Origin of the sequence: Mycobacterium sp. 1482292.6, from assembly GCF_001672995.1 — a bacterium.
GTDB lineage: Bacteria > Actinomycetota > Actinomycetes > Mycobacteriales > Mycobacteriaceae > Mycobacterium > Mycobacterium europaeum_A.
On sequence record NZ_LZKV01000055.1, the window covers coordinates 1 to 12,655 of the forward strand.

At 67.2% G+C, this 12,655-nt stretch carries 11 protein-coding genes and 2 pseudogenes; 10 read left to right on the plus strand and 3 right to left on the minus strand.

From position 1 onward, the window contains the following. Positions 1-209 (minus strand): annotated as a pseudogene (locus A5624_RS04915) (mammalian cell entry protein); the annotation flags it as partial. Here A5624_RS04915 and A5624_RS27205 point away from each other — a divergent pair. From A5624_RS27205 to A5624_RS04960, 10 genes and pseudogenes are all read left to right on the plus strand, one after another. Then, positions 196-363, plus strand: a pseudogene (locus tag A5624_RS27205) (mammalian cell entry protein); the annotation flags it as partial. The pseudogenes A5624_RS04915 and A5624_RS27205 sit on opposite strands and share 14 nt — an antisense overlap. Next, positions 360-1,952: a virulence factor Mce family protein gene (locus A5624_RS04920; RefSeq protein WP_066862438.1), complete on the plus strand. Its 1,593-nt coding sequence runs from the start codon at positions 360-362 to the stop codon at positions 1,950-1,952. The pseudogene A5624_RS27205 and the gene A5624_RS04920, both read left to right, overlap by 4 nt. Next, positions 1,949-3,562: a virulence factor Mce family protein gene (locus tag A5624_RS04925; protein ID WP_066862441.1), complete on the plus strand. Its 1,614-nt coding sequence runs from the start codon at positions 1,949-1,951 to the stop codon at positions 3,560-3,562. Before A5624_RS04920 ends, A5624_RS04925 begins: the two co-directional genes overlap by 4 nt. Before the next feature lie 50 nt (positions 3,563-3,612). Further along, positions 3,613-4,776, plus strand: a complete 1,164-nt coding sequence (locus A5624_RS04930; protein ID WP_066862445.1) for a virulence factor Mce family protein — start codon at positions 3,613-3,615, stop codon at positions 4,774-4,776. Then, positions 4,770-6,320: a virulence factor Mce family protein gene (locus A5624_RS04935; RefSeq protein ID WP_066862448.1), complete on the plus strand. Its 1,551-nt coding sequence runs from the start codon at positions 4,770-4,772 to the stop codon at positions 6,318-6,320. The genes A5624_RS04930 and A5624_RS04935 overlap by 7 nt, the downstream gene beginning before the upstream one ends. After that, the gene (locus A5624_RS04940) at positions 6,290-7,048 is read left to right on the plus strand and encodes an Mce protein (protein WP_066862451.1); all 759 of its coding nucleotides are present in this window, start codon (positions 6,290-6,292) and stop codon (positions 7,046-7,048) included. The genes A5624_RS04935 and A5624_RS04940 overlap by 31 nt, the downstream gene beginning before the upstream one ends. After that, positions 7,045-8,016 carry an RDD family protein gene (locus A5624_RS04945; protein ID WP_066862456.1) on the plus strand — a complete coding sequence of 324 codons (972 nt, stop codon included), beginning with the start codon at positions 7,045-7,047 and terminating at the stop codon, positions 8,014-8,016. The genes A5624_RS04940 and A5624_RS04945 overlap by 4 nt, the downstream gene beginning before the upstream one ends. Next, a complete protein-coding gene (locus A5624_RS04950; RefSeq protein WP_066862520.1) occupies positions 8,013-8,567 on the plus strand; it encodes a mammalian cell entry protein in 555 nt (184 codons plus the stop codon). Before A5624_RS04945 ends, A5624_RS04950 begins: the two co-directional genes overlap by 4 nt. Then, positions 8,534-9,313 carry a mammalian cell entry protein gene (locus A5624_RS04955; RefSeq protein WP_066862460.1) on the plus strand — a complete coding sequence of 260 codons (780 nt, stop codon included), beginning with the start codon at positions 8,534-8,536 and terminating at the stop codon, positions 9,311-9,313. The genes A5624_RS04950 and A5624_RS04955 overlap by 34 nt, the downstream gene beginning before the upstream one ends. Before the next feature lie 16 nt (positions 9,314-9,329). Then, the gene (locus A5624_RS04960; protein WP_066862464.1) at positions 9,330-10,031 is read left to right on the plus strand and encodes a YoaK family protein; all 702 of its coding nucleotides are present in this window, start codon (positions 9,330-9,332) and stop codon (positions 10,029-10,031) included. Here A5624_RS04960 and A5624_RS04965 read toward each other — a convergent pair. Next, complete coding sequence (locus tag A5624_RS04965) at positions 10,024-11,106, minus strand: phosphodiester glycosidase family protein (RefSeq protein ID WP_066862467.1); 1,083 nt, start codon at positions 11,104-11,106, stop codon at positions 10,024-10,026. The two genes, A5624_RS04960 and A5624_RS04965, sit on opposite strands and share 8 nt — an antisense overlap. A gap of 105 nt (positions 11,107-11,211) precedes the next feature. After that, positions 11,212-12,654 carry a YhgE/Pip domain-containing protein gene (locus tag A5624_RS04970; RefSeq protein WP_066862469.1) on the minus strand — a complete coding sequence of 481 codons (1,443 nt, stop codon included), beginning with the start codon at positions 12,652-12,654 and terminating at the stop codon, positions 11,212-11,214. Position 12,655 lies beyond the last annotated feature (1 nt).

Here is a 12,655-nt window from a genome sequence, read left to right on the forward strand (position 1 = left end):
ATGTCGCAGGCGTAGAAGTTCACGAAGTCCCCGTATGACCCGATGGCGCGCCCGATCATGTTCAACGCGGTCGGCACCTTCTTCAGGTAGTCCTGCAGTTGATCCTGCTGGTCGATCAGCGGCTGCTGGACGGCGTCCAGGTAGTTGATCGTCTTGTGCAGCAGGCCGCGGTTTTCGGCCAGCAGGTCGGCAACCGTGCCGACCGCGTTGAACATGATCGGGCGCGCCATCGGGTCATACGGGGACTTCGTGAACTTCTACGCCTGCGACATCACCCTGAAGATCAACGGTCTGCAGGCCGGCGGCCCGGTCCGCACGGTCCGGCTGTTCCAGCAGCCGACGGGTAGGTGCACGCCGCAATGAGAACTCTCGAACCCCCGAACCGGGTCCGCATCGGGCTGATGGGCATCGTCGTCACGGTGCTGGTGATCGGAGTGGGCCAAAGCTTCACCAGCGTCCCGATGTTGATGGCCAAACCGCATTACTACGGGCAGTTCGCCGATACCGGCGGTCTCAGCAAGGGCGATAAGGTGCGCATCGCCGGCGTGGACGTCGGCAAGGTGGAGGGTCTCAAGATCGACGGCGATCACATCGTGATCCAGTTCAACGCCGGCACCGCGACCTTCGGCACCGAGAGCAGGCTGGCCGTCAAGACGGACACCATCCTCGGAAAGAAGGTGCTCGAACTCGAGCCGCGCGGCAGCCAGACGCTGCGGCCCGGGTCGACGTTGCCGATCGGCCAGAGCACCACGCCCTATCAGATCTACGACGCGTTCTTCGACGTCACCAAGGCCGCGCAGGGCTGGGACATCGATGCCGTCAAGCAGTCGCTGCACGTGCTGTCGCAGACCATCGACCAGACCTACCCGCACCTGAGCCCCGCGCTCGAAGGCGTGGCCAAGTTCTCCGACACCATCGGCAAGCGCGACGAAGAGGTCAAGCACCTGCTCGGCCAGGCCAACCAGGTGGCGGGCATCCTCGGTGACCGTAGCGACCAGATCGACCGGGCGCTGGTCAACGCCAAGACCCTGCTGGCCGCCTTCAACGAACGCGGCCAGGCCATCAACGCCCTGCTGAGCAACGTCGCGGCGTTCTCCGAACAGGTCAAGGGCCTGATCAACGACAACCCGAACCTCAACCACGTGCTGGAGCAGCTGCGCACCGTAAGCGACATCTTGGTGCAGCGCAAAGACGATCTGGCCAACGGTTTCACCGAGGTCGGCAAGTTTCTGCCGTCGCTGAACGAGGCCATCGCCTCCGGCCCGTTCTTCAAGGTGGTGCTGCACAACCTGGCGCTGTACCAGATTTCGCAGCCCTGGGTAGACGCCGCCTTCAAGAAGCGCGGCATCGACCCGGAGAACTTCTGGCGCAGTGCGGGATTGCCGGCCTACCGGTTCCCCGACCCCAACGGCACCCGGTTCCCCAACGGCGCGCCGCCGCCGGCACCGCCGGTGCTCGAGGGCACGCCCGATCACCCGGGTCCGGCCGTCCCGCCGGGATCGCCGTGCTCGTACACGCCGGCCAATCCGGGCGGCAACGTCACCGTCGGGGACGAGGGTCTGCCGCGGCCGTGGAACCCGTTGCCCTGTGCGGGCGCGACGACGGGCCCGTTCGGTGGGCCGGGCTTCCCCGCGCCGGTCGACGTGATGACGTCGCCGCCCAACCCCAACGGTCTGCCGCCCACGCCGGGCATCCCGATCGCGGGCCGGCCGGGCGACCCGCCGCCAGACGTTCCGGGCACCCCGGTGCCGTTGCCGGCGCAAGCACCGCCGGGCGCGCGCACCGAGAACCTGGCGCCGGCCGGGCCGACGCCGCCACCGTCGACGTTCGCGCCGGGCTTCCCGCCGGGGCCCGCCGCGCCACCCGGGCCGGGTAACCAGCTGCCGGCACCGTTCATCAACCCGGGCGGAACCGGAGGCAGCGGCGCAGCGGGGGGAGGTAGCCAGAATTGAGCACCATCTTTGACGTCCGCAACATTCGGTTACCGAAGATGACGCGGACATCGGTGATCATCGGATCGCTGGTGATCGTGTTGGCTCTCGTCGTCGGCTACGTCGGCTGGCGGCTGTACGAGAAGCTGACCAACAACACCGTGGTGGCCTACTTCCCGGCGGCGAACGCGCTGTACCCGGGCGACAAGGTCCAGATCATGGGCTTGCGCGTGGGCGCGATCGACAAGATCGAGCCCAGCGGCAACAAAATGAAGGTCACCTTCCACTACGAGAACAAGTACAAGGTTCCGGCGAACGCCTCGGCGGTGATCCTCAACCCGACCCTGGTGGCCTCGCGGTCCATTCAGCTGGAGCCGGCCTATAAGGGCGGTCCGGTGCTGGCCAACAACGCGGTGATCCCCGAGGAGCGCACCCAGGTGCCGGTGGAGTGGGACCAGCTGCGCAACAGCATCACCAACATCATCTCCAAGCTGGGCCCCACACCCGAGCAGCCGACGGGGCCGTTCGGTGAGGTCATCACGTCCTTCGCCGACGGCCTGGCCGGCAAGGGCAAGCAAATCAACACCACGCTGACCAACCTGTCGCAGGCACTGACCGCGCTGAACGAGGGTCGCGGCGACTTCTTTGCGGTGGTGCGCAGCCTGGCGCTGTTCGTCAACGCGCTGCACCAGGACGACCAGCAGTTCGTCGCGCTCAACCAGAACCTGGCGGATTTCACCACCCGGCTGGCGCACAACGACAACGACCTGGCCAACGCGATCCAGCAGTTCGACAGCCTGCTCACCACCGTGCGCCCCTGGCTGGACCAGAACCGCGGCGTGCTGACCCACGACATCAACAACCTCGAGACCGCGACGAACGCGTTGCTGCAACCGGATCCGCTGAACGGGCTGGAGACCGCGCTGCACGTGCTGCCGACGGCCGCGGCGAACATCAACCAGATCTATCACCCGTCGCACGGTTCGGTGGTCGCCATCCCGTCGATCACCAACTTCGCGAACCCGATGCAGTTCATCTGCAGCGCGATCCAGGCCGGCAGTCGGCTGGGCTACCAGGAGTCGGCCGAACTGTGTGCGCAGTACCTCTCGCCGATCCTCGACGCGATCAAGTTCAACTACCCGCCGTTCGGCTTAAACCTGTTCAGCACGGCGGAGACGCTGCCCAAGGAAGTCGCGTATTCCGAGGACCGGCTGCACCCACCGAACGGATATAAAGACACCACCGTTCCCGGCATCTGGGTGCCGGACACCCCGACGTCGCACCGCAACACCCAGCCGGGCTGGATCGTCGCTCCCGGCATGCAGGGCCAGCAGGTCGGGCCGATCACCGCGGGCCTGATGACCCCCGAATCGCTGAGTGAGCTGATGGGTGGTCCGAACATCGAACCCGTCCAGTCGAACCTGCAGACCCCGCCGGGTCCGCCGAACGCCTACGACGAGAACCCGATCGTGCCGCCCATCGGGCTGAACGCGCCGGTGCCGATCCAACCGCCGCCGCCCGGACCGGATGTGGTCCCGGGCCCGGTCGCCCCGACACCGGCGCCGGTGTCCGCGCCCGCGCCGAACGCGGGCGGGCCGCCGGTACCCGCTGACTTTGGAGGTGGCCAGTGAGGGGGGCGACGAGCGCGTTGAGCGCGAGGAGCAAGCCGAACCGACGGCCAGTGAGGGGCGCGCTTCGGCTGATCCGCCATCGGGCGTGGCAAGGGCTGACCCTGCTGGTGGCCGCGACGGTGTTGAGCTCGTGTGGTTGGAAGGGCATCTCCAACGTCTCGATCCCGGGTGGACCCGGCAGCGGGTCGAAGGCCATGACCCTCTACGTGCAGGTGCCCGACACCCTGGCGATCAACGGCAACAGCAAGGTGATGGTCGCCGACGTCTTCGTCGGCTCGATCAAGGCCATCAACCTGAAGAACTGGATCGCCACCCTGACGCTCGGTGTGGACAAGAACGTCAAGTTGCCCAAGAACGCCACGGCCAAGATCGGCCAGACGTCGCTGCTGGGTTCCCAGCACGTCGAGCTGGCCGCGCCGCCGAACCCGTCGCACGAACTGCTCAAGAGCGGCGACACCATTCCGCTGAAGAATTCGACCTCGTACCCCACCACCGAGCAGACGCTGGCCAGCCTCTCGCTGATCCTGCGCGGCGGCGGCATCCCGAACCTGGAGGTGCTGCAGAACGAGGTCTACAACATCTTCAATGGGCGCGGCGAGGCGATCCGGGCGCTGCTCGGCAAGCTGGACACTTTCACCAACCAGCTCAACCAGCAGCGCGACGACATCACGCACGCCATCGACTCGACCAACCGGCTGCTGACCTACGTGGGTGGCCGCGCCGACGTCTTGGATCGGGTGCTCACCGACATCCCGCCGCTGATCAAGCATTTCGCCGACACCAGGAACCTGCTGATCAACGCCGTCGACTCGGTGGGACGGCTCAGCCAGGCCGCCGACCAATACCTGTCGGAGGCGCGCGGGCCGCTGCACACCGATCTGCAGGCGCTGCAGTGCCCGCTGAAGGAGCTCGGCCGGGCTTCGCCGTACCTGATCGGCGCGCTGAAGCTGATCCTCACCCAGCCGTTCGACATCGACACGGTCCCGAAGATCTTCCGCGGCGACTACATCAACATCTCGCTGACGCTCGACCTGACCTACAGCGCCGTCGACAACGCGTTCCTCACCGGGACAGGTTTGTCGGGAGCCCTGCGGGCACTCGAGCAGTCGTTTGGGCGCGACCCGGAGACGATGATCCCGGACGTGCGTTACACGCCGAACCCGAATGACGCACCGGGTGGACCGCTGGTGGAAAGGGGGGACAGGAATTGCTGACTCCCTTCATCCGACGCCAGCTGATCGCCTTCGGGATCCTGACCGTCATCTCGCTGCTCGTGCTGGGGATCTACTACCTGCAGATCCCCAGCCTGGTGGGCATCGGCCGCTACACGCTCAAGGCCGACCTGCCGGCCTCGGGCGGGCTGTATCCCACGGCCAACGTCACCTACCGCGGCATCACCATTGGCAAGGTCACCGACGTCGAGCCGACCGAGCACGGCGCCAAGGCGACGATGAGCATCGACAGTCGCTACAAGATCCCGATCGATGCGACGGCCAACGTGCACTCCGTGTCGGCGGTCGGTGAGCAGTACCTGGACCTGACCTCGAGCGGCAACCCCGGCAAGTACCTGGCGGAAGGACAGACGATCACGAAGGGCACCGTGCCCGCCGAGATCGGGCCGGCCCTGGACACGGCGAACCGCGGCCTGTCGGTGCTGCCCAAGGACAAGATCGGCAAGCTCCTCGACGAGACGGCGCAGTCCGTCGGCGGGTTGGGTCCCAACCTGCAGCGGTTGGTCGACGCCACCCAGGCGATCGTCGGCGACTTCAAGAACCAGATCACCGACGTCAACGACATCATCCAGAACTCCGGGCCGGTGCTGGACAGCCAGGTGAAATCGAGTGACAACATCGAGCGCTGGGCGCGCAACCTGAACAGGCTGGGCGCGCAGTCCGCGCAGGAGGACCAGCACCTGAGAAGCCTGCTGCGGCAGGCGGCGCCGACGGCCGACCAGGTCAACTCGGTGTTCAACGACGTCAAGGATTCGCTGCCCCAGACGCTGGCCAACCTCGAGGTCGTCTTCGACCTGCTCAAGCGCTACCACACCGGCGTCGAGCAGGTCCTGGTGTTCCTGCCGCAGGGTGCGTCGATCGCCCAGACGGTGGCGGCGCCGTTCCCGAACATGGCCGCCCTGGACCTGGCGTTGTCGATCAACCAGCCGCCGCCCTGCCTGACCGGCTTCATTCCGGCGTCGGAGTGGCGGTCCCCGGCCGACACCAGCATCCAACCGCTGCCCACCGGCACGTATTGCAAGATCCCGATGGAGACACCGGCGAACAGCGTGCGCGGCTCGCGCAACATCCCGTGCACGGATATTCCGGGCAAACGGGCCGCAACCCCGCGGGAATGCCGCGACCCCAAGCCGTATGTGCCGGCCGGTACCAACCCCTGGTACGGCGACCCGAACCAGATTCTGACCTGCCCCGCACCCGCGGCGCGCTGTGATCAGCCGGTGAAGCCGGGCATGGTGATCCCGGCGCCGTCGGTGGACAACGGACTCAACCCGGCGCCCTCGGACCGGGTGGCGGGCACACCCCCGCCCACCAGCGATCCGTTGTCCCGACCGGGGTCGGGTACCGTGCAGTGCAATGGCCAGCAGCCCAACCCCTGTGTCTACAAACCCAGCGGGCCTCCCTCGGCGATCTACAGTCCCCAAAGCGGTGAACTGGTAGGGCCAGACGGAGTTAAATACTCCGTCGAGAACTCGACCAGAACAGGAGACGATGGATGGAAGGAGATGCTGGCGCCAGCCGGCTGAACCCCATCGACACGGACGATTCGTTGACCACCCAGGACAAGAGCGAGGATTCGGCGGCACCTGAGAACGGAGCCGAGCAGACCGGTCCGCAGGATGCCTCCGCGGATCTGACCGAATCCACCGACGATGCCGCCGGTGCCGACGCCGAGGCCGACCAGTCCGAGTCCGAGGGCACGGCGGCGGACGACCCGGCAGCCGCCGAATCCGCCGTCGCCGCCGCCCAGCGCCGTCCGTCCCGGGTGACCCGCGGGTGGCTGGCCGCGATCGCCGCTGTGCTGGTGTTGTGCGCCGCCGGCGTCGGGGCCGGTGGCTACCTCGCGCTGCATTACCACCAGCAAAGCCAACAGATGGCGCGCAACGACGCGCTGGCGCTGAAGGCGGCGGTGGAATGCGTCTCCGCGACCCAGGCGCCCGACACCAATGCGATGACGGCGAGCGAGCAGAAGATCGTCGACTGTGGGACCGACGCCTTCCGCTCGCAGGCGCTGCTGTACACGAGCATGCTGGTGCAGGCGTATCAGGCCGCGAACATCCATGTTCAGGTGTCGGACGTCCGGGCGGCGGTCGAGCGCAACAACCGAGACGGGTCGATCGACATTCTCGTCGCGCTGCGCGTCAAGGTGGCCAGCGACCAGAACCAGAACGAGGCCGGCTACCGGCTGCGCGTGAAAATGGCGTTCGCCGAAGGGCAGTACAAGATTTCCAAGCTCGACCAGGTGACGAAGTGACGGTGGTGGTCGAACAGACTGCGCCCCGGGCAATTCAGGAGTCACCGCGGGAAGCCTTGGCGCCGTGGCATTCTCGCGTCATCGCCTTCTCAGTCGATGCGGTGGCGGGCCTCGCCGTCATCGTCACGATGGCGTTGGTCCTGCGTACCGTGCCGGCCCAGGGCGCGTGGTGGTGGCTGAGCATTTCCGTCCTGGGCGTCGTCACCCTGCTGGTGCTGGCCAACCGGTTGCTGCTGCCGGTGATCACCGGGTGGAGCCTGGGCCGCGCTCTGGCGGGCGTCGCGGTGACGCGCCGCACCGGAGACGCACCGGGCCCCTGGACCCTGCTGCTGCGCGATGTCGCCCACCTGCTCGACACCGCGTCGGTGGTGGGATGGCTTTGGCCCCTGTGGGATTCGCGCCGTCGCACGTTCGCCGACATGCTGGCGCGCACCGAAGTGCGGCGCCTCCCACCGGACGCGTCGCCGCCACACGTCCGCCGCTGGAGCGCGGTCGCGGTGCTAAGCGCGGCGGCGCTCTGCCTGGCCGGGTTCGCGATGAGTTTTTTCGGGGGGTACTGGCAGGACCGGGCGACCGACCAGACCCGCGCCCAGCTGGCGACGCAGGGGCCCAAAATCGTCGCCCAGATGCTGACCTACGACCCTAAGTCGCTGCACGACGACTTCGCCCGTGCGCTGTCGCTGGCGACCGACAAGTATCGGCCCCAGCTGTCGGCCCAGCAGGACCTGGTGCAAAAGGGGCACCCGGTGATCAACGAGTACTGGGTCACCAACAGTTCAATTGAATCGGCCGCCCCGTCCAGCGCAACGATGTTGATCTTCATGCAAGGTCGACGGGGCGTCGGGCCCGAGCAGCGCTACATCAGCGCGACGGTGCGGGTGGTATTTGCCAAGGGTCCCGGAAACGCTTGGCGCGTGGACGATCTCACGGTGCTGACCAAGCCGAAGCAGCCCGGGAGCGGCAAGTGAGTCCCCGCCGCAGATTTGCGCCCGGCGAGCGGCCACTGCTCATCGCGCGCCCGGTCGAGGCCGGGCGGCCATGGCTGTTGCCGTTGGCCGGCACGGTCGCCGCGGCGCTCATGGTGGTGGCGATCACGGCCTGCACACTGATGCTCGTCTCGCACGAAATCCGGGCGCGGGCCGCGTCGAAGGACCGCGAGGTGCTGACCTACGTGACCGGGTTCATGACGCAGTTCATCTCCATCGATCCCTTTCACGCCAACGATTACGTGAACCGGATCCTGGCGCAGGCGACCGGGGACTTCGCCAAGCAGTATGAGAAGAACGCCAACGAGATCCTGCTGCAGGTCGCCCGGGCCGAACCCGCCACCGGCACGGTCCTGGATGCCGGCCTGGAGCGATGGAACGACGACGGCAGCGCCAACGTCATGGTGGCGACGGCGATCAGCACCAAGTCGCCGGACGAGAAGCAGGTGTTGGAGAACGCCAATCGATGGGCGGCGACCGCGACGCAGGAAGGGAACAAGTGGAAGATCAGCAACCTGCAGCAGGTGATGTGACCGCCGAGCGGACTCCGGCCGCCTCCGGGGACGACGCGAACGACGCGACGGACGCGACGCACCAGGCCCGCCCGGAGCGCCACGACGAAGAGGCCGAGGCCACAACGGAATCCGAGGCCACCGACCGGGACGCGGCCGCACCGGACAGCGCTGATGACGGGGCCACCGACGACGAGGACGCGGAGCGGGTGGCCGACGCGCCGCAGGGTACCGCCGCGCGCAAGAACCGGCGGACCGCAAAGGTCTGGGCCGCCGTTTCCGCCATCGCCGCCCTGTTGTTCGTCGGTTCCGCCGCGTTCGCCGGCGCGATGCTGCAGCCGTACCTGGCCGACCGGGCCACCGCCGCAACGAAACTCAACGTCGCGCGGACCGCCGCCAATGCGATCACCACGCTGTGGACGTACACCCCGGAAAACATGGACACCCTGGCCGATCGCGCATCCCGGTATCTCAGTGGCGATTTCGAGGCGCAGTACCGCAAATTCGTCGACGCGATCGTGGCTCCCAACAAGCAGGCCAAGATCACCAACCACACCGACGTGACCGGCGCCGCGGTCGAAACCCTCGACGACTCCAACGCCGTGGTCATCGTCTACACCAACACGACGTCCACCAGCCCGTTGACCAAGAACGTCCCGTCGCTGAAGTACCTGTCCTACCGGCTGTTCCTGAAACGTTCCGACAACCGTTGGCTGGTGACCAGGATGACGACGATCACGTCGCTGGATCTGACGCCCAAGGTTTAGCGGCGAGTCCGGGCGCATGGCTGTCACGTCACCGGTCTCCGAGCGATGGACGGTAGCGGCGTTGCTGCTCTTGACCTTCGCCACCGGGTTGGCCGACTCGATCAGCATCCTGGTGCTCGGTCACGTGTTCGTCGCCAACATGACCGGCAACGTGATCTTCCTCGGATTCTGGCTGGCCCCAAGGACGATCATCGACCTGACCGCCGTCGCGGTCGCCCTGCCGACCTTCGTCTGCACCACGATCGCCAGCGGCCGATTGGCGCGGTATTTCGGCCTGCGGACGCGGACATGGATCACCACGGTGCTGACGATCGAAATCGTCCTGCTGCTGGCGCTCGCGGTTCTGGCGGGCACGGGAGTGCTGCGCTATCAGGCGACCTCCAAGCTGATCATGATCGGCATGCTCGCGGTGACGTTCGGTCTACAACACTCCAGCGCGCGCCAGTTCGGCATCCAAGAGCTCTCCACCACGGTGCTCACGTCGACGATCGTCAGCCTCGGACTGGACAGTCGGTTGGCCGGAGGCACCGGCGAACGGCAGCGGTTGCGCATCGGCGTCGTGGCCACCATGTGCGCCGGCGCCTTCTTCGGGGCGACGATGTCGAGATACGTGATCGCCCCGGTGTTCGTTGTCACCGCGGCGGTGATCGCCACCAGCCTGCTGATCTTCCGCTTCGGGCCACCGGCGGCGAAAACCGAAGCGCCCGTTACTAGTTGAACGCCAGCCAGCTGGGCAGCGCCCGCTCGTGTGAATCACAGAGCACTTGCCGGGTGTCGCATGATCCACGCGGTGATCCGGCGCCGGCCCACATGCCCCCGGTGTCGCGGCGCAGCACGATCGCCGACGAGCCGCCGCCGTCGAGCAGCACCGCGTTGTCACTGCCCAGCCCGCGGAACAGGTCCTGCATGTTGTCCGGGGTGTAGTTGCCGCCCTCGAAGATGTACATCTCGTCCTTTTGCCGGGCGTACGCCAACGCCGTTCGGGCCGCGCTAGGTCCGCCGTCGTGCAGCTGCCCGGTGTTGCCGGGCGCCAACAGCCCGATGCCCGAGACCGCGACGAACTTCTCGTTCTTGTTGAGCAGGTCGGCCACCACCGGGGTGGCGGCGTCGTAGTCGCTCTTTGTCCTGGGCCACACCACATATGGCGCACCGCCGGACGGCAGGATCATCGTCGACAGCGCGCTCCAGCTTTCACCGCCGCCGGACAGACCCTGCTTGCCGGGGTAGGCGACGGTGCCGGTGACCGCCTGGTTGGCGCGACCCTGGCCCTGCGTGTTGTCGACGAAGGCGCCCAGCGGTGAGCTGCAGCCGGTCTGACGCCACGAGCCGCCCTTCTGCCCGCGGACGTCGAAGAAGTTGGCGTTGATGGCGATGGTCGGCTGGCCCATGCGCTGCCACGCCTGCAGCGGTGCGTAGAGCTCGGAGGCCTGCCAGAGACCCTCGCCGGTGCGCGCCCCGGGGTTGTTCTCGCAGCGGGCCTGATCGCCGCGATGCGTGTCGACCAGCAGATGCGGGGACAGGCGCCCCGCCGCGTTCTTGATGATCATCAGGTGCCCGCCGTTGTCCATCTCATACCAGCTGCCGCCGGCGTTGAGCATCGGCGCGGGATGGCCGGGGCCGAAGTTGTAGACCAGGTAGGAACCGCGGGTGCTGCCGATGGCATTGGCGAGCAGATCGCGCCCGTCGGCGGCGCGGGCGAGGGGCTGCCCGGAGGTGACGGCCAGGGTGAAACAGGCGACGAGGGCGGCGCACGACGCTGCCAGCCGGCGGAAGCTGGCGCGTCGGGTCAGCACGGTAGCCCTTTCCGCCCGGAACTAATGCAACATAAACATCATCAGCCCCATAAGTCACACTGTCAACAAAGGTCACGGTGGAGTGACGATAGGGCCACGCCCGAATTACGCTTGCTCGCTTGGACTTTCGTGATCGCCGGCGGTCGGCTGGGTAGCGGTGGGCTCGGCGCCGGATGGCTCTGTAGCGATGGGCACGGCGGCCGCCGGTTCGGCGCGCTTGCCGCGGCGGGTCTGGTGCTTCGACTGGTGCTCCTGGGCGATGGCCAGTTCGACCGCGCCCGGGATCCGGTGAAAGCCCTTGCGGTCGTACAGGTAAGTGACGATGCCGCCGAGTAGCAGGCCGACGACGACGCCGATGGTCGTCATCGTCAACGCCTGCGTCAGCCCCGCATCGCCACGGCCGCCGAAGTACAGCAGCGATCGGGCCCCGAGGAAGACCTGGTGCATCGGTTCGAATTCGGCCAGCCAGCGGAAGAAGGACGGCGTCGCCTCCAACGGCACCGTCGCGCCGGCCGACGGCAGCCCGAGGATCACGAAGATGAGCATGCTGACCAGCATTCCGGCCGTGCCCAGCACTGAGAGCAACGAACTGGACGTGATGCCCACCGCGGCGATCGCGAAGACGCCGAACGCCCAGAGCCGCCAGCCGTGATCGATGGGCATGCCGAGCCCGTCGGCGATCGCCAGGTACACCGCCGAGGTGAGCAGCCCGAGCAGCACCATCATGGCCCACTTCAGCAGCAATGTCTGGAATCTGGAGATCTTGACCTGCTCGGCGAACCGGTACACCGGCCCGAATTCGGCGGGCACGTAACCGAGCAGCGCGTCCACCAGCGTGCTCACCACGATGCTGCCGGTGAAACCGGCCAGCAACAGCAACAGCGCGTAATAGAAGGCCGACAGGCCGTTGCCGGTGCCGTTCGGCAGCGGGTTGTACACGTTCGACTGGATGTCGATGGGGGCACTCAGGCCCACCTGCGCCGCGCCGGCCAGCGGTGCGCCACCGGTCTGCGCGGCCACCTCCGCCATAACCCGTTGCCCGGCAATGCCGTTGGCCATCCCCATCGCCGTGCTGAGGGTCTGACCGGCGATGCTCGCGCCGAGCGTGCCGGCCCTCGGATTGGTGGAAACCGTGATCGACGGGCGGTCCGCGCGGGCCGGCGAGACAGCACTATCCGCGAAGTCGCGCAGCAACGACGAGAAGCTCGGCGGTATCAGCACCTGGCCGTAGACACGGCCGGTGTCCATCTGGCGGCGGGCCTCGTCGCGGGAGAGCACGCGGACGTCGAACTTGTTCTTGTCCAACCCATTGACCAGCCGGTCGACGATCTGCGCGCCGCCGGGACCGGCGTCCTCGTTGACCACCGCGATGGGGAAATGACGCAGGTTGGTCGTCGGGTTCAAGATGCCACCGAGATACAGCGCGCACAACGCCGCCATCAGCGCCAGGGTGATGACCAGGGGGGCCGCCCAGAATCGCACGGTGCGGACCGCCTTGACGTTCCGGTTGGGGTTGGGCGCCGCGTGCTGCGGGTGCGAGTGAGGCATG

Bases quoted from the DNA above. Each gene is read 5' to 3' on its own strand.
- A5624_RS04920 (WP_066862438.1), top strand. From the start codon at position 360: ATGAGAACTCTCGAACCCCCGAACCGGGTCCGCATCGGGCTGATGGGC.
- A5624_RS04940 (WP_066862451.1), top strand. From the start codon at position 6,290: ATGGAAGGAGATGCTGGCGCCAGCCGGCTGAACCCCATCGACACGGAC.
- A5624_RS04960 (WP_066862464.1), top strand. From the start codon at position 9,330: ATGGCTGTCACGTCACCGGTCTCCGAGCGATGGACGGTAGCGGCGTTG.
- A5624_RS04970 (WP_066862469.1), bottom strand. From the start codon at position 12,654: ATGCCTCACTCGCACCCGCAGCACGCGGCGCCCAACCCCAACCGGAAC.